This window comes from Photobacterium makurazakiensis (assembly GCF_050336715.1).
Taxonomy (GTDB): Bacteria; Pseudomonadota; Gammaproteobacteria; order Enterobacterales; family Vibrionaceae; genus Photobacterium; species Photobacterium makurazakiensis.
The window spans coordinates 148714-167109 of sequence record NZ_JAKJSJ010000012.1 but is presented as its reverse complement, the minus strand read 5'-3'; the positions used below and the strand labels follow the sequence as shown (position 1 = coordinate 167109).

The following is an 18396-nucleotide window of genomic DNA, read 5'->3' as shown; positions in this document are numbered from 1 at the left end:
CTATTGTGCTTGAACGCGTAGCTCGGCAGACGAGCGACTCTGATGGCCGAGTAAAGTATTTACATCGGCAGATTTTGGCTTAGCGAGGTAGAAACGTGGGATCCACAAGTCAAACTCGGCTAAAATTTCTTGCGCACGGTCTGAGTTCGTTTTCTCAAGGTGCTGATCGATAAGTCCACGCAGATGCTCTTGGTGAATCTTTAATTTTTCTAAGGGGATAGCTTCAACTAACTCTGGGTTAACGCGACCCGAAAAATCACCATCTTCATCCAAGATATAAGCAAACCCTCCGGTCATGCCTGCGCCAAAGTTAACGCCAGTTTTACCTAATATGGCAACGATACCCCCAGTCATATATTCGCAGGCATTATCACCAGCCCCTTCAATGACTGCGACAGTGCCTGAATTACGTACCGCGAAACGTTCACCTGCTTTGCCGGCAGCAAACAGCTTTCCACCCGTTGCACCATAAAGGCAGGTATTACCGATAATGGTGGCATCGCTGGATTTAAATGCTGAGCCTAATGGGGGGCGGATCGTAATCTCACCGCCAGTCATGCCCTTACCGACGTAATCATTGGCATCACCTGTTAGGCATAGATTCAACCCTCCGGCATTCCATACCCCGAATGATTGGCCAGCCGTACCTGTCAGGTGAAGGTTGATTGGGTTTGCCGCCATACCTTGATTGCCATAACGTAGGGCGATTTCACCAGATAGTCGGGCGCCGACTGAGCGATCGGTATTGCGTATTTCGCGGTAGATATCGATGCCAGCACGCTGCTCTATCGCGGGTAGCGCCAGTTCAAGTAACTCGGCATTGAGTTTGGCATCATCAAATGGTGTGTTGGGTTCACTGCAATAGAGTGTTTTACCTTCAAGCGGTGTTGCTGTTGCAAGTACCGGCGATAAATCGAGTTTACTCTGCTTGGCGGTATAGCCTTCAAGTACTTCGAGAAAATCAGTTCGGCCAATTAAATCCGTTAACTTTTCGACCCCTAGCTGAGCGAGCAATTCTCTTACTTCTTGGCCAAGGCCGATAAAGTAATTCATGACTTGTTCAGGCAAGCCTTTAAAGAAGTCGCGGCGTAAAGTTTCATCTTGAGTCGCAACACCTGTCGCACAATTATTGAGATGGCAAATACGTAAGTATTTACAACCGAGTGCCACCATAGGCGCGGTGCCAAAACCAAAGCTTTCAGCCCCAAGAATGGCGGCTTTCACTACATCAAGTCCGGTTTTAAGGCCACCGTCGACTTGTAAACGGATTTTATGGCGTAGGCCGTTAGCAACGAGTGCTTGTTGGGTTTCTGCAAGCCCAAGTTCCCAAGGGCTGCCAGCGTATTTTACGGAGGTAAGTGGGCTTGCACCGGTGCCGCCGTCGTAACCTGAGATAGTAATTAAGTCGGCATAGGCTTTGGCGACACCTGTGGCAATGGTGCCAACGCCGGGCTCTGAAACCAACTTAACCGACACCATGGCGGTCGGGTTTACTTGCTTAAGATCGAAGATCAGCTGGGCTAAATCTTCTATTGAATAAATGTCGTGGTGAGGCGGTGGTGAGATGAGCGTTACGCCAGGTACGGCATAGCGCAGTTTGGCTATTTCTGCTGTGACTTTGTGCCCAGGGAGCTGACCGCCTTCACCAGGTTTTGCCCCTTGGGCAACTTTAATTTGCAGGACATCGGCATTAACCAGATAGTGTGGCGTTACCCCGAATCGACCTGACGCGACTTGTTTGATCCGTGAATTACGCTCACTGTTAAACCGTCGCGGATCTTCGCCACCTTCGCCGGAATTAGAGCAGCCGCCAAGCCGATTCATCGCGATGGCGAGTGCTTCATGGGCTTCAGGGCTTAGCGCGCCAATTGACATAGCAGCTGAGTCGAAACGCTTATAGAGTGCTGTTGCAGCTTCTACTTGCTGTATATTAATTGGATTATCGGACTGTTTCAGCGCCAGTAGATCGCGTATTGCAGCCACAGGACGTTCATTCACTTGATTGGCAAAGGCAAGGTAATCTTGGTAATCGCCGGACTTCACGGCTTGTTGCAAGGTACCAACCACGTCAGGGTTATAGGCATGGAACTCGCCGCCGTGTACATATTTGAGCAACCCACCATGTTCAATGGGTTTGCGTTTGAGCCAAGCTCGGCGGCTCAAGTTGAATAGATCTTGCTGGAAGTCTGAGAAATCAGCGCCTTGGATCCGGCTAGAGACACCTTTGAAGCAGAGGTCGATCACCTGATCATTTAAGCCTACGGCTTCAAACAGCATCGAACAGCGATATGACGCAATGGTTGAGATCCCCATTTTGGACATTATTTTAAACAGTCCTTTGTTGATCCCATTACGGTAGTTCACCATGATTTCACGATAGGGTTTAGATATTGCACCGTTGTCGATGAGTTTACCTAGCGACTCATAAGCAAGGTATGGGTAAACGGCGGTGGCGCCAAAGCCAAGCAAGACAGCGAATTGATGTGGATCGCGGGCAGTGGCGGTTTCAATCACGATGTTGGCATCACAGCGTAGGTTTTTCTCGATCAAACGATTTTGAACCGCACCGACAGCCATCGCAGCAGGGATTGGCAATTTGTCAGGGTTGATACCACGATCAGACAGAACCAGCAATACGGTGCCGTTTTGTACTAACCGTTCAGCCTGGTTGCAAACATCAATAATGGCTTGTTCGAGATCTTTCTCTGCCGGGGCGAAATTGATATCGATAATACTATTACGGTAGTGCTGATTATCGAGTTCAAGCAACTGAACAAGATCAGAGTAAAGCAAAACTGGAGAGCCAAATGCCACCCGATAAGCATGGCCATCGGTTTCGCAAAAGACGTTCATTTCTCGGCCAATACAGGTTGCCAGTGACATGACATGCTTTTCGCGTAGCGGGTCAATGGGCGGATTGGTGACCTGAGCAAACATTTGTCTGAAGTAGTCGGTGATAGCACGTTCTTTTGACGATAACACCGCAACCGGAGCATCATCACCCATTGAACCTGTTGCCTCTTGGCCGTTTTCGCCGATGACTCGTAGTACTTGATCCAGCTCTTCGCGGTTAACCCCGAAGAGCTTTTGATAGGTATTAAGCTCATGATCATCGAGCGAGCGATTCCCGACTTGTTCATCGCCTAAATTTTCAAATGGTATAAGACGCTTAACGTGGCTATCCATCCAATCCTTATAGGTATGGCGGCCCATTAGTTCATTATCAATATCTTTTGAGTGCCACGTTTTGCCAAATTTTGTGTCGATCACCAGCAACTCGCCGGGACCGACTCGACCTTTTTCTGCTACCTCATCTGGCGCGTAATCCCAGATCCCAATCTCTGACGCTAATGTGATCAGCTTGTCTTTGGTGATCACATAACGAGCAGGGCGAAGACCGTTACGATCAAGGCTGCAGGCGGCGTAGCGACCATCAGACATGACGATGCCTGCAGGGCCATCCCATGGTTCCATATGCATGGAGTTAAAATCATAAAAGGCGCGTAATTCCGGATCCATATCGGGGTGGTTTTGCCATGCTGGTGGTACGAGCATGCGCATGGCACGGAATAGATCCATACCACCAGAGAGGAAAAGCTCTAGCATATTATCGAGGCTGGATGAGTCAGAGCCGGTTTCATTGACAAAAGGTGCCGCTGTTTGCAGATCTGGGAGTAACGGTGAAGCAAATTTATAAGCCCTCGCGCGAGCCCATTGGCGATTGCCTGCGATGGTATTGATCTCACCATTATGGGCCAGATAGCGGAAAGGTTGGGCGAGTGGCCAACGTGGCTGGGTATTGGTGGAAAATCGCTGGTGGAACAGGCAGATAGATGATTCAAGCCGAATGTCACCAAGATCTAAGTAGAATCGAGGTAAATCGGCTGGCATGCATAACCCTTTATAAACCGTTACTTGAGTCGATAGGCTGCAAATGTAAAAGTCAGGATCTTGGGTTATACGTTTTTCAATACGACGGCGTGCAACATAGAGGCGGCGATCAATATCACGGGGCTTCCAACCTGCAGGGGCGTTGATAAACGCCTGTTCGATATTTGGCAAGGTTTCGTTGGCAATTGGGCCAAGTACTTGTGGGTTGATCGGGACTTCGCGCCAACCTACCAATGATAAGGTTTCTTTGGCTAATTCTTCGTTAATGATGGTACGAGCTTGTTCGGCTAATACCGGGTCTTGGCTGAAAAAAATCATGCCAAGGGCAAATTCTCGTGATAGCTTCCAGCCTTTTTCTTCGGCGATAATGCGATAGAAACTATCAGGCTTTTTCATTAATAAACCACAACCGTCTCCGGTTTTACCATCGGCAGCAATACCACCGCGGTGGGTCATGCGATCTAGAGCCGAAATGGCGGTGCGAACCAGTTTGTGGCTGGTATCTCCTTCGATATGGGCGATAAGCCCAAAACCACAGTTGTCTTTATCTAGCGTTGGGTCATACAGTGTCATTGCAACTCTCCCTTGCTTCTGCCTTATTAAGCAGTATTACTGCATTTTGATGACGGTCCTTATCATCGAGAACTTACCTCAGCACTGTTTTCTTTAACTTTATGCTGTGCTCGTCGGGTACGGCTATAGGTATTTATGTGCTTCCAGCGACTTTTCAAGTTAACGACTATTTACAAAAAGGTCAAACTTTCACCAGCAGATTCACATTCTGTCTCGCGAGTGAGATCTCATTTGGTAGAAGGGGGACATGAAGAGGATAAGTTTTGGTTTGGGGGGAGTTGTGCGGAATAAAAAGCCGGCTCATTAGAGCCGGCTTGGTATTTATGCCATTTTCATTTGACTTAGCGAGAGCGTAATTAAACGTTTGAAAGCATCAACGAGTCAGCTCTTGCTTCTAAGTTCGAATCACCCATCAAGAAAGCATCAATTTCGCGGGCACATTCGCGACCTTCATTGATACAACGTACAACCAGTGATTGGCCTGTGCGCATATCGCCAGCGGCAAAAATGCCTTTTTGGCTAGTCGCAAAACCTTGAGTTGCAACATTGCCACGTTCATCAAGCTTGATATCAAGCTGAGCAAGGACACCTGTTGGCTCTGGATGCAAGAAGCCCATTGCTAAGAACGCCATATCACAAGGAATGATACGCTCTGAACCCGCAACTTCGTTGAAGTTTGGACGCTCGCCCGGCTTGGCTTCTTCCCATTGAATATCAGCAATGCGCAAGGCTTTTACGTTGCCCGCCTCATCGCCAATGAATTCTTTGGTCAAGATATTCCAGTGACGGTCACAACCTTCTTCATGTGACGTCGAAGTCTTCATGATCATCGGGTATGAAGGCCAAGGTTGGTTGGCTGGACGCTGCTCCGGTGGCAGTGGCATGATCTCAACTTGAGTAATGCTTGCTGCGCCATGGCGGTTAGAGGTTCCGACACAGTCTGAACCCGTATCACCACCACCGATGACCACAACATGCTTACCTTTGGCGTGGATTTCCTCGGTTTTTAGGTCGAGGTCATTGGCTCGTCGGTTATTCTGCGCCAAGAACTCCATCGCATAGTGAACGCCTGTCAGCTCACGACCTGGGATAGGCAAGTTACGAGGAACCGTTGACCCACCCGTTAGCAAGACCACATCAAATTCTTGGCGTAGTTGAAGGGCATTGATATCAACACCAATGTGAGCGTTAACCTCAAACTTAATGCCGGCATCGGCCATTAAATTGATTTTACGATCAATAACATCCATACCCAGTTTGAAATCAGGGATGCCAAAGCGCAGTAGGCCACCCACTTTTTCATCACGCTCGAATACAGTTACACAGTGGCCAGCACTGTTTAGCTGTTCGGCAGCGGCTAGACCTGCAGGGCCTGAACCGATGATCGCAACCGTTTTTCCTGAGCGAGAGCGAGGGACTTTAGGTTTGGCATAGCCTTCACGGTATGCCGTTTCAACAATGGTTTTCTCGATATTACAGATCGTGATTGGATCTTGATTAATCCCTAATACACAGCCACTTTCACAAGGTGCTGGGCATACACGTCCGGTAAATTCCGGGAAATTATTGGTTGAACTTAAAATGTTCCACGCTTCTTCCCAACTGTCACGATAAACAGCATCGTTGAATTCAGGGATGATATTACCGATCGGGCATGAGTTATGGCAAAACGGTACACCACAATCCATACAGCGTGAGGCTTGCGTATTGATCTTATCACCGAACTCTTCGTTCAGAACAAACTCCTTGTTGTCCTGAATACGAACGCTGGGATCTAATTTCTTTGGTAGCTCACGACCAAATTCTAAAAATCCTGTAGGCTTACCCATTGATGGCCTCCAACTCTTCCTTGTTTTCTGCTTCAGCCTTACGCTTCTGTAGTACTGCTTTGTAATCCCTTGGCATCACTTTGACCATTTTCTGAAGGTTTGCTTCAAAGTTAGATAGGAAAGTTTCTGCTACAGTACTGCCTGTTAGCTCAACATGCTTGGTTAGCATGTCAAACAGTAGCTCTTTGTCTTCTTGCTCGATAGGGTCGAGGTCAACCAGTTCTGGGTTTAGTTTGGTATCAAAGTCTTCGAATTGGTCCCAAACATATGCCACACCGCCACTCATACCAGCAGCGAAGTTACGGCCTGTTTGACCTAGGATTATGGCTGCACCGCCAGTCATGTATTCACAACCGTGGTCTCCCACACCTTCAACGACGACTTTTGCCCCCGAGTTACGTACACAGAAACGCTCGCCTGCCATACCGCGGATGAATGATTCACCTGAGGTTGCACCATAGAAACACACGTTACCGACGACGATGTTGTCTTCTGGGACAATGTCAGATTTCGCATCAGGGTAGAGTACTAATGTACCGCCAGATAGGCCTTTACCCCAGTAGTCATTCGCATCACCTTCCACTTCAAACTTGACGTTTTTCGCTAGGAAGGCACCAAAACTCTGCCCAGCTGAACCTTTGAACTTCACGTTCATTGGTTGTGGCAAACCTTTGTCTTTGTAGATTTTTGATATTTCGTTCGACAGCATCGTACCGGCGCTACGGTCGGTATTGATGATGTCAAATTCAGCCTCAACGGATTTACCTTCGTACAGTGCTGGCGCTGCCACTTCAATTAACTTGCGATCAAGCACGTCTTCAAGGTTATGATTCTGTTCACGCTGGTTGTATACCCCATCTTCTTCACGAGCCGGCTCGATAAACAGTACCGGGCTAAGATCGAGGTTCTTGTATTTCCAGTGGCCGATGTTTTCGCGGATTTTCAGTTTGTGTGACTGACCAACCATTTCTTCAATGCTGCGGAAACCAAGTTCAGCCATGATTTCGCGTAGGCCTTCAGCCATGTACTGGAAGAAGGTGACGACATCTTCTACGCGGCCATCAAAGCGCTCACGCAGGCTCTTGTTCTGAGTCGCGATACCCACAGGACAGGTGTTTTTATGACACTTACGCATCATGATACAGCCTTCAACCACCAAGGCCGCTGTGGCAACACCCCATTCTTCAGCCCCCAGTAGCGTTGCTACTGCAAGATCTCGCGGTGTTTTCATTTGGCCATCGGTCTGAACGACGATACGGTTACGTAGGCCGTTTTTCAGTAGGGTTTGATGCGTTTCCGCTAGTCCTAGCTCCCACGGTAGACCCGTGTGACGAATAGATGACATTGGCGATGCGCCTGTACCGCCATCAAAGCCTGCGATTAGTACGACATCTGCTTTGGCTTTTGCTACACCAGAGGCGATCGTACCGACACCCGCTTCAGATACTAACTTAACGTTGACACGACCCGCGCGGTTGGCATTTTTCAGGTCGTAGATCAGCTGAGCTAAATCTTCGATTGAATAAATATCGTGGTGTGGCGGTGGTGAAATTAGGCCTACTCCAGGGGTGGAGTGGCGCGTTGCACCGATCCAGTCATCAACTTTATCACCCGGCAGTTGACCGCCTTCGCCTGGTTTTGCGCCTTGAGCCATCTTGATCTGAATTTCTTCAGAGTTAGTCAGGTAGTAAGAAGTCACGCCGAATCGACCAGAAGCTACTTGCTTGATCGCCGAACGTTCCCAGTCACCGTTTTCTTTCTTCTCAAAGCGGTCAGGGTCTTCACCACCTTCACCTGAGTTAGATTTCGCACCGATACGGTTCATCGCAACAGCAAGCGTTGAGTGAGCTTCGTAAGAGATTGAACCAAAGCTCATGGCACCTGTGGCAAAACGCTTCAGAATGCTGTCAATTGGTTCTACTTCATCGAGTGGTACCGAGCCTGTTGGGCTCTTAATAAACTCAAGTTGGCTACGAAGTGTTGCTGCGTTATCGCCTTGAGCATCAACCTCTGCGGCATACTCTTTGAATTGGTCAAAGTCTTTGTTTCGGGTCGACTGCTGTAGCAATGAGATAGTTTCAGGGTTGAACAGGTGCTTTTCACCACGCTGTTTCCACTGATAAACACCACCAACATCGAGCATCTGGATTGGCACTTCACGTGTTGGGTAACCCACGCGATGGCGTACCAGTACTTCTTTGGCGATATCATCAATCGTTAAGCCTTGAATACGTGAAACCGTACCCGTGAAGTACTTATCGACCACAGATTTGCTGATACCCAGAGCTTCAAAAATTTGCGCGCCATGGTATGACTGTAGCGTTGAGATCCCCATTTTAGAGAAGATTTTAAGTAACCCGCCATTAACCCCTTTACGGTAGTTGTTGAACAACTCTTCCGTCGGTAGTTCTGGGTCAAGCTTACGTTTACGCTGCAGATCAACGATGGTCTCGGTTACCAGATATGGGTTAACCGCATTTGCCCCGTAGCCCACCAGTGTTGCAAAGTGGTGCGTTTCACGTGCATCGCCGGTTTCAACAACGATGTCACACTTCGCACGCAGACCTTTGCGGATCAGGTGGTGGTGTACCGCGCCAACAGCAAGCATGGCCGGAACTGCTGCGTGGTTAGAGTTTACTGCACGGTCAGTCAGAATAATGACTGAGTAGCCATCATTTACTGCATCTTCTGAATACTGACAGATACGCTTCAGGGCACGCTCTAGCTTGCCTTCTTCACCGCTGGCACGGAATACGATATCCAGCGTTTTCGCTTGTAAGTGCTCTTTATCAATCGCGCGCAGCTTTTCAAGTTCAGCATTGCTCAGAACTGGCGACTCGAGCTCTACTTTTTGGCAGTGCTCTGGGGTTTCCGCCAGCAGGTTCTGATCTTTACCTAAGTAGGTATTAAGCGACATCACCATACGTTCACGGATTGGGTCAATCGGTGGGTTGGTCACCTGAGCAAAGAGCTGCTTAAAGTAGTTAGATAGGTGCTGTGACTGGTGCGATAGTACCGCCAGTGGCCAGTCTGCACCCATTGCACTTAAAGGTTCATAGCCAGTTTTAGCCAGCGGAACGAGAATGTCGTTCACTTCTTCTGAGCTCATACCAAAGGCTTGTTGATGGTTAAGCAGGCGCTCTGGAGTGGGCTGGTGGTGCATATTATCAGCTTCTGGTAAGCCTTTTAATGTCAGCAGGTTGTCTTTTACCCACTGCTCATAAGGTTGCGCTGAAGCGATGCTATCTTTGACTTCTTCATCAGAGATAATGCGACCTTGTTCAAGATCGGCAACAAATATACGTCCCGGTTGCAAACGACCACGGAATTGAACGTTTTCTGGTTCAATTTCAACCACGCCAGATTCTGAGGCCATCACGAGGAAGTCATCTTTGGTCACGGTATAACGCGATGGACGCAGGCCATTACGGTCAAGAGTTGCACCCACTTGCACACCGTCGGTGAAACAGACAGATGCTGGGCCGTCCCATGGTTCCATGACATTGGCATGGTATTGGTAGAAGGCACGACGCTTAGGATCCATAGTCTTATTTTCTTGCCAAGCTTCAGGGATCAGCATCATTAGTGCGTGTGGCAGGCTACGGCCAGAAAGAACCAGTAACTCGAGTGCCATATCGAAGTTGGATGAATCTGAACTGCCTTCTTGGCATATAGGCAGCAGCATATCGATTTCTTGCTGACTAAATAGATCTGATTCTAAGATCGCTTCACGCGCCTTCATCCAGTTAAGGTTACCGCGAACAGTGTTGATTTCACCATTGTGGGCAATGTAACGGAAAGGCTGTGCTAGACGCCACCTTGGGAAGGTATTGGTTGAAAAACGAGAGTGAACCAACGCCAGAGCCGTTACCATTGATGGGTTTTGCAAATCAAGGAAGTACTGGGGAACCTGCTCGGTCGTCAACTGACCTTTGTATACTAATGTCTTGTAAGACAGCGAGTTAATATAGAAGTCGTCGCCAATGTTAGAAATGCTTTCTAAGCAAACACGTACCGTATAGTTACGCAATACATACAGTTTGCGTTCAAGAACAGCTGGATCAAGGTTTGCACCGCCAGTGATAAAGACGTGTTCGAACTGAGGCTCGGTACTCAGCGGATCTTCACCAATCATCGAGTTATCGACAGGTAAAACGCGGTAGCCAATGACTTCAAGATCAAGGCGCTTGGCATTGCGCTCTAGAATATCGCGGCATTGCTGGCGTTTGTACTCGTCTTTAGGGAATAGTACTACACCGACACCGTACTGCTCGAATGCAGGAAGGCGAATGCCGAGTTTGACGGTTTCTTCAAGAAGAAACTCATGGGGTTTTTGCAGCAGAATACCCGCACCATCACCACTACATGGATCACAGCCTTGGCCGCCACGGTGTTCCATCCGTGCAAGCATATCAAGGGCTTGGGTGACGATTTCATGGGATTTGCGGTTCTTCAAGTGGGCCACAAAGCCGATACCACAGGCATCGTGCTCTAATTCAGGCACATAAAGTCCCTGAGCATTCAGCTCTTGATCTGTCATAGATACTTCCTTCCAGTTTCAACAGGCGCCAATCCAGGCGTCTGAGTTATCCCTAATTTGTTTTGGCATTACTGACAACCTGTAATGGACTCCTGTCCGGCGGTCAATAATGGAGTTTGCTGTCGGATGACGTTAAAAATCATCAGCAAACTAAATTCTGTGGCACTCTCGCTCTGGTATGCAAAAGCACTACTTTTTTGAGGGGTTGCGATATATATCACTCAAGATTAACAATATATAGTCACATTTATCGTTCATAAATTGCACACAACTGTAACTATCCTACATTTTTGAATTATTAATTACCAACAAAAATTAACCTATTGCAGTCTTCCTTCTGGCTGACAATGAATCATTTCTTTTCAAAACTGAGATATTATTCGGGAATAGTTCTCATTTTGAATAAAATTCGTTTTATACCCGCTGTTATTTTATGGTTATAAAAAATGGCACTGTAATGTGGTCCTCTTTATCCTGTTGCTTATTTTCATTGAGCTGATGAGGCACGAAAAAACGGTTTTCTTTGCTTTGGCACAAACCTTCGGTAGTTATTCGGTGCTAACCTGTGCCGCTTTTTTCGACAATCCCCAATCGCTAGGTGGCAAAATGCAACTCCATGAACTGGTCAATACATTTGGACAAGATTTACAACGCCGTTATGGCGAAAAAGTACACAAGCTGACCCTGCATGGTGGTTTTAGCTGTCCGAACCGTGATGGCACGATTGGGCGTGGTGGTTGTACATTTTGTAATGTCGCTTCATTTGCCGATGAGCAAGCTCAGTACAAATCGATAACAGAGCAGTTGCATCAGCGTGCTGGCGCTGTTGATCGGGCTAAACGTTACCTTGCATACTTTCAGGCCTACACTAGTACCTATGCTGAAGTACAAAAGTTAAAGGCAATGTATGAAGAAGCGTTAGAAGCAACCGATATTGTTGGCCTATGCGTAGGAACACGACCGGATTGTGTGCCCGATGCAGTATTAGAACTGCTTGCTGGTTATCACCAACAGGGGTATGAAATTTGGTTGGAACTCGGCTTACAAACTGCCAACGATAAAACCTTAAAACGTATTAACCGTGGTCATGACTTTGCCTGTTATGAAGCCATCGCTAAGCGAGCTCGAGCATTAGGGCTAAAAGTCTGTGCCCATTTGATTGTTGGCCTACCTGGGGATAGTAAAGAAGATAACCTTGATACGATTCGCCGCACGGTTGCTGCAGGTGTTGATGGGATCAAATTACATCCCTTGCACCTTGTTGAAGGGAGTATCATGGGGCGCTCTTGGAAGGCGGGTCGGCTGGATGCATTAACGCTTGAAGACTATACCGATATTGCATCAGAAATGATCCGACTGACACCGCCTGAGGTTGTTTTTCACCGTGTCTCTGCCAGTGCCCGTAAGCCGACCTTACTTGCGCCTGAGTGGTGTGAAAACCGTTGGTTAGCCATGACTGAAATTGGCCGTAACCTTGATACTCAAGGTGAACAGGGCAGCGCAATTGGTATGCCATTTGTCTACCTGCCAACAAAGATTAATCGCTAGCCATGAGTTATCGCTGTAAATTCATCGAGAAGGCTTAAGATCCCGCAGTGAAGTATGATAGATTACGAGGAATAATATGTCCCTAATCAATAACTATGCGCACTTTCTGGCAGGAAATACGTTTAAACCTTTCTTTGTTCCAACGCCGTTGTTTGACGCCTCATTCTATTAGGGCGACGGCGTCAGAGTTGTTGGGGATGAAAACCATGGTATCAATAATATTGATTTTGTTGCCATGGTTTACGGCTCCTGCATGGGCTTCAAGCGAAGCTGTTTATAACCACCCGGCATTATTCACCTCTCTGCTTATTATTGTTGCTGTCGTAAGCTGTGGCTTACTGGCTTTGCTCTTCCATCATCTTGAATTTGTTTCATTCCGTAAGCTACACGCCATCTTAACTTATATGCCAATCGCTGTAGCGGTCGTTAGGAAAAAGGACGGCCATTTACTTTACGGTAATAAGCCCTGCCGTGAATTAATGGGGGTACGGAAGCTGCATGACAGGTACCTATATCCCGATGAGCTCAATGTGCAGATGGTACGAGATTTTATTCGCCCTCTTGCCAAGCTCCATGGTTTTAACGATATTGTCGAAGAATTTAAACTGGCAAACGGAAAAACCCTGAAGTTTTCTTTTTCTGGCCAATCAGTGCGTTGCAATTGGCAGTCGTATTGGATGCTGTTCATCTATAAAGAGAAAGAGCACCAAGATCACCACGAAAAATTTGAACAAGATCAACGGGTCTTCCTGCAGGTACTCAATTCATTATCTGAGTTGGTTTATTATCAGAACAAAAGCGGAGCGTTGATTGGCACCAATAAAGCTTTTGACCGATTTTGGCGTGGACGTGTTGAAGAAGGCGTCGTTGAGCACGATATTGAGCTACCTATGATAAGCGGGGCGAATCATTCTTGGACGACGGCTCCAGATGGTTCGAGCCGTTTGCTAGAAACCAATCGCAATCTGCTTATTGGGGATAAGGGTGAAGCCATTGGTACGTTGAGCATTAGCCATGATGTTACTGATTGGCATGAAATGCAGGAAGTATTGAAAAACGAAATTGAAAAGCGCGAAGTTACCGAGCTGGCACTGGCGCAACGCAACATACTACTTGATACGATCTTGAACGCCAGCCAAGACCCTATTGGTTTATATAATGAATATGGTGTGTACGTCGGCTGTAATGAACCTTTTGCTCGGTCGCTAGGGTACACACAAGAAAGCTTAATCGGCAAGCTAGCGAAAGATATTTTACGACCAGAACAGTGGGGCGCATCCCAGCAAACCGATTTACAGGTGCTCAAAACTGGTGAAAGCATCAAAATGGATGATTGCGTTATGCTGGAAGATGGGACACTGGTTTGGTATGAAGTACTGAAGTCACCCTATAAAGACCCAACAGATGGCACGATGGGTGTACTGGTGATGGCAAGGGATGTTACCGAGCGGAAAATGGCGGAGCAACAACTTGCAGATGCAATTATGGAGCTGCAGGAGCTGAGTTTTATTGATAGCTTAACAAAAGTTGCTAACCGCCGAAGTTTTGATGAGCAGTTACGGAAGATGTGGCATGGCCACATTCGTGAGCAAAACCCGTTAACGTTGATCTTGTGTGACATCGATTATTTTAAAGCCTTTAATGACAATTATGGCCATCAACAAGGTGATATTGCGCTGCGAGAAGTGGCGGATGTACTGCGTAGTGTTGTACGTCGTGAAACGGATGCAGTCGCCCGGTATGGAGGCGAAGAGTTTGCCTTCTTATTACCTAATACCGATCTGTCTGGTGGTGAAGCCGTTGCATGCAAGGTACATCAACGCCTTGCCGAAAAAGGGTTAAGCCATAGGTACTCAAAGGTTGATACAAAATTAACGGTGAGCTTAGGCGTTGCGACAATCACCCCAATGCCAAACCAAGACTATGGTGAGCTTGTTGAAATGGCTGACGTCTCTTTATATAAAGCCAAAGCGATGGGGCGAAACGGAACAATGTCAATGTCAGATAGCGATGACTTTTAACGCTGACTTACCAAAGCCTGCATGATGCGGGCTTTGTTATTTTTGGGGTAAGCGTTGGGGCTGTGTTTTAGTACAGCACAATTGTGGAACATATCCTTGGGTTATCTATCGTTGCCCTTTATGATGGAAGTGCTCTCCTGATGGAATTTACGGGAAAAAGAATGAAACAAATCAAAGTACTTGCACAATTTTATGTCGATCTCATGGTCAAGCTTGGTCTGGTCAGGTTTAGCTTACTCTTAGCTCTCGCCTTAGTTGCACTCGCCGTGGTCGTGCAAATAGGGGTCACACTGGTGCTTCAAGGTGAAGTTCTGGATATTGATATCGTACGTTCAGTGTTCTTTGGTTTATTGATCACCCCCTGGGCTGTGTACTTTCTTTCTGTGGTTGTTGATCAGCTTGAAGAATCACGCCAACGGCTTTCAAAACTCGTCACCAAGCTCGAAGAAATGCGCTCTCGAGACATGCAGCTCAATAAGCAGCTACAGGACAACATTAGCCAACTTAACCTTGAAATTGAAGAGCGAGAGAAAGCGGAAGAAGCGCGGCAAGAGGCGATGTCTGATCTCGAGAACGAGGTTTACCAACGAGAAAATGCACAGTTGGAGTTGGCAGAGCAGAGTGTGTTGCTCAAATCATTTTTGGATGCGTCTCCTGACTTGATCTATTACCGCAATGAAAAGGGCGAGTTTTCTGGCTGTAACCGTGCTATGGAAGAGCTAACTAATCGCACTGAAAAGCAATTGGTTGGTTTAACCCCGTGGGATGTGTATAGCGAAGATATTGCGAAGAAAATTGTCGAAACTGATCAGCATGTTTTCCTTCAGAACGTCTCATTGACCTATGAGCAATGGTTAGATTACCCCGATGGCAGTAAAGCATTATTTGAACTACGAAAAGTCCCATTCTATAACCGAGAAGGACGTCGTTTGGGTTTGATGGGCTTTGGACGTGACATTACAGAGCGTAAGCAATATGAAGAAGCTCAGGAAAAAGCGAGTCGAGATAAAACGGCGTTTATTTCAACTATCAGTCATGAATTGCGTACCCCACTCAATGGGATCGTCGGCCTTAGCCGAATGTTATTAGAAACCAAATTAAATACTGAGCAGCATGGTTATATGCGCACAATTCATGTTAGTGCGATCACTTTAGGTAATATCTTTAATGACATTATCGACATGGATAAATCTGATCGCCGTCGCTTAGAATTAATGCCAAAGCCGTTAGACTTTGATGATTTTGTTAGTGAGATGAATAATATTTCTAGCCTAATGGCTGATCAAAAAGGACTACGCTTTGATCTCGAAAGGCTGACCGACTTACCTCATAACATAAATGTCGATGCGACCCGTTTACGCCAAGTGCTTTGGAACCTGATTAGCAATGCAACCAAGTTTACCCAAGATGGCGGCGTTGTGATGTCTGTGAGTAGCGAAACTATCGATCAACAGGCACATATTACCTTTGAGGTTGAAGACAGTGGCATTGGAATGCCAGAGGCTGAGCTTGATAAAATATTTGCGATGTATTATCAGGTTAAAGATGAAAACGATAACCTCCATGCGGTAGGCACGGGCATTGGCCTAGCCGTTTCTCGTCAGTTGGTGCAAATGATGGGAGGGGATATCACCGTCGCTTCTGAAGTGGGGGAAGGGAGTACGTTTACGGTCACTTTAACCGCGCCATTAGTTGATATGGTCGAGGAAGAAGAGGTGATGCCACATGCCCAACAGCTGGGGTTAAATATCTTCATGGTAGAAGATATTGAACTCAATATTACCGTTGCGAAGGCACTCCTTGAAACGTTGGGGCATGAGGTGACCGTTGCTATGCGAGGTGATGAAGCGCTGGCGATGTTTGATCCTGAAGCTTATGATTTGGTCTTATTAGATATTCAGCTACCTGACATGTCTGGCTTTGATATTGCGACAACATTACGAGAACAGTACGACTACTTACCGGCCTTGGTTGCACTGACGGCGAATGTGATTAAAGACAAGAATGAATACCTGGAAAAAGGGATGGACGATGCAATCAGCAAGCCGCTGAGTGTAAAAGCTATTACCGATGTTATTCAGCGCCTAGTGCTGACCTGCCCGCTAGATGACGAAGACGAGGTCGATGTGGTTGAGCTGCAAGATGAGCCTGCTGGGACGAGTGATGAGATGGTTAATCAGTTGCTAGACTTGGAGATGCTAAGCTCATATGTAGAGATCGTTGGGACGAAACCTGTGTATGACAGCATCTCGATGTTTGAAGACAAAATGCCAGAATATATTGAAATTTTAGACTCGAACATGACCGCGAAAGATCAAGATGGCATCAAGTTCGAAGCGCATAAAATTAAAGGTGCGGCAGGCTCTATAGGCTTGAAACACATTCAGCAGGTCGCTCAAAAAGCCCAATCTCCCGAATTACCCGCATGGTGGGAAAATATTAATGATTGGGTTGATGAAATTAAAGAGGGCTATCACAATGATCTTATCGTGCTTAAAGAGTGGCTCGCCCAGCAGGAGAAGAAATGATGAAATCAAGGATGTTAGTTTTGTTGGCTGCCATGCTGGTTATTTTGACGGCGTGCAGTGAATCGGAACCTCAGCCGGAAGAGAAGCCAGCAGTTGATAGCCCAAGTGTTAAAGTGCCAGCGGATACCCCTGAGGTTGATCCGCAGCCCGTGCAGTTACCTGCTGACGTTGATATCTGGCAGTCGCCGGAGGTGCTGGAGCTATCGGGTGTGAAATTGCACTTGGGCAGTGAACTATGGCTAAACACCATGCCTGTGATTGGTGATGATGGCACAAGCCCAGCCAACAAACTGTATGCTTCTATTAAGTTGCTGACTCAAGAGATGAAAACCTTACCGGAAGGGATCGAAGTGGTACAGGTGATGGTGGCTCAAGAGGAACAGCAATGGCTAGCAAAGGATGAGTTAGATATTCGCGCTGAAGGTGACATGAGTTTGGAAGCCGCGTTACATGGTGGACCAGAGTGGTTACCCGGCAGTAAAGCCGATATTGCGGTGACGGTAAGCTTTGATGGTCATGAACATACACTTATCGAGAAGGGTGTACTGATCAATCAGGTGTTCTAGATATTAGCTGTACTCAGGGGCGGCATAAAAAACAAAAAAGGCTCTAAAATAGAGCCTTTTTGCATTGACTACTCAGTACACTAGGCACTGGCTAGATCGACGAGGGATTACTCTTCGTCTAAATCACCACAAAAGCGGTAGCCTTCGCCGTGAATTGTCGCGATGATTTCTGGTGTATCAGCGACAGACTCGAAGTGCTTACGGATACGACGGATCGTTACGTCAACAGTACGGTCATGTGGCTTAAGCTCACGGCCTGTCATTTTCTTCAGCAATTCAGCACGAGTCTGGATTTTGCCTGGGTTTTCACAGAAGTGAAGCAGTGCACGGAACTCAGAGCGTGGTAGCTTAAACTGATCGCCACTTGGACTAACCAGTGAGCGGCTGTTGATCTCAAGTGACCAACCGTTAAATTCATAACGCTCAACAAGACGCTTGTCTTCAGTTGGTAAGCCCTGGTTCATCGCACGGGTTAACAGGTTACGAGCACGGATTGTCAACTCACGTGGGTTGAATGGCTTAGTGATGTAGTCATCAGCGCCGATTTCAAGACCAAGGATTTTATCAACTTCGTTGTCACGACCTGTTAGGAACATCAACGCCATATCGCCTTGCTCTCGTAGTTCACGAGCAAGTAATAGACCATTTTTACCTGGAAGGTTGATATCCATGATCACTAGGTGAACAGGGTGTTCTGAAAGCATTTGGTGCATTTCTGCGCCATCATTAGCTTCAAAGACAGTATAACCCTCTGCTTCAAAGATGCTCTTTAGTGTGTTACGTGTTACGTGCTCGTCTTCTACAATAAGAATGTGAGGGGTTTGCATTGGCAGTACCTAATTTCTCAAAACGGAATCTGGTCAAAAACAGAATAGTTAAATTCTATAAAATAAATTCACA

At 47.0% G+C, this 18396-nt stretch carries 8 protein-coding genes; 4 read left to right on the top strand and 4 right to left on the bottom strand.

What is annotated here, in order from left to right; genetic code table 11:
• The 3 genes from gltB (L4D09_RS05345) to gltB (L4D09_RS05335) all read right to left on the bottom strand — a co-directional run bounded on the left by gltB (L4D09_RS05345) (position 1) and on the right by gltB (L4D09_RS05335) (position 10833).
• Positions 1–4464, bottom strand: a complete 4464-nt coding sequence (gene gltB, locus L4D09_RS05345) for a glutamate synthase large subunit (RefSeq protein ID WP_428456462.1) — start codon at positions 4462–4464, stop codon at positions 1–3.
• Positions 4465–4820: 356 nt separating this feature from the next.
• Positions 4821–6293, bottom strand: coding sequence for a glutamate synthase subunit beta (locus L4D09_RS05340; protein WP_428456461.1), 1473 nt, complete (start codon positions 6291–6293; stop codon positions 4821–4823).
• A complete protein-coding gene (gene gltB, locus L4D09_RS05335) occupies positions 6286–10833 on the bottom strand; it encodes a glutamate synthase large subunit (RefSeq protein WP_428456460.1) in 4548 nt (1515 codons plus the stop codon). Before gltB (L4D09_RS05335) ends, L4D09_RS05340 begins: the two co-directional genes overlap by 8 nt.
• Positions 10834–11439: 606 nt before the next feature.
• Here gltB (L4D09_RS05335) and mnmL point away from each other — a divergent pair.
• From mnmL to L4D09_RS05315, 4 genes are all read left to right on the top strand, one after another.
• Entirely contained in the window at positions 11440–12381 is a 942-nt protein-coding gene (gene mnmL / locus L4D09_RS05330; RefSeq protein ID WP_428456493.1) for a tRNA modification radical SAM protein MnmL/YtqA, read from the top strand.
• A gap of 206 nt (positions 12382–12587) precedes the next feature.
• Positions 12588–14402 (top strand): sensor domain-containing diguanylate cyclase, encoded by a 1815-nt coding sequence (locus L4D09_RS05325; protein WP_428456459.1) that lies wholly within the window; start codon positions 12588–12590, stop codon positions 14400–14402.
• Positions 14403–14563: 161 nt separating this feature from the next.
• Positions 14564–16930, top strand: a complete 2367-nt coding sequence (arcB, locus tag L4D09_RS05320) for an aerobic respiration two-component sensor histidine kinase ArcB (protein ID WP_428456458.1) — start codon at positions 14564–14566, stop codon at positions 16928–16930.
• Positions 16927–17496 (top strand): hypothetical protein, encoded by a 570-nt coding sequence (locus L4D09_RS05315; RefSeq protein WP_428456457.1) that lies wholly within the window; start codon positions 16927–16929, stop codon positions 17494–17496. The genes arcB and L4D09_RS05315 overlap by 4 nt, the downstream gene beginning before the upstream one ends.
• 107 nt (positions 17497–17603) lie before the next feature.
• Here the strand turns inward: L4D09_RS05315 and arcA are convergent, their stop codons facing one another.
• Positions 17604–18323, bottom strand: coding sequence for a two-component system response regulator ArcA (gene arcA, locus L4D09_RS05310; RefSeq protein WP_036816827.1), 720 nt, complete (start codon positions 18321–18323; stop codon positions 17604–17606).
• Between the last annotated feature and the right edge of the window lie 73 nt (positions 18324–18396).

What these genes read in the sequence shown, in the direction of transcription:
- arcB (WP_428456458.1), top strand. Translation starts at nt 14,564, where the DNA reads ATGAAACAAATCAAAGTACTTGCACAATTTTATGTCGATCTCATGGTC.
- gltB (WP_428456460.1), bottom strand. Translation starts at nt 10,833, where the DNA reads ATGACAGATCAAGAGCTGAATGCTCAGGGACTTTATGTGCCTGAATTA.
- gltB (WP_428456462.1), bottom strand. Translation starts at nt 4,464, where the DNA reads ATGACACTGTATGACCCAACGCTAGATAAAGACAACTGTGGTTTTGGG.
- arcA (WP_036816827.1), bottom strand. Translation starts at nt 18,323, where the DNA reads ATGCAAACCCCTCACATTCTTATTGTAGAAGACGAGCACGTAACACGT.
- mnmL (WP_428456493.1), top strand. Translation starts at nt 11,440, where the DNA reads ATGCAACTCCATGAACTGGTCAATACATTTGGACAAGATTTACAACGC.
- L4D09_RS05315 (WP_428456457.1), top strand. Translation starts at nt 16,927, where the DNA reads ATGATGAAATCAAGGATGTTAGTTTTGTTGGCTGCCATGCTGGTTATT.
- L4D09_RS05340 (WP_428456461.1), bottom strand. Translation starts at nt 6,293, where the DNA reads ATGGGTAAGCCTACAGGATTTTTAGAATTTGGTCGTGAGCTACCAAAG.
- L4D09_RS05325 (WP_428456459.1), top strand. Translation starts at nt 12,588, where the DNA reads ATGGTATCAATAATATTGATTTTGTTGCCATGGTTTACGGCTCCTGCA.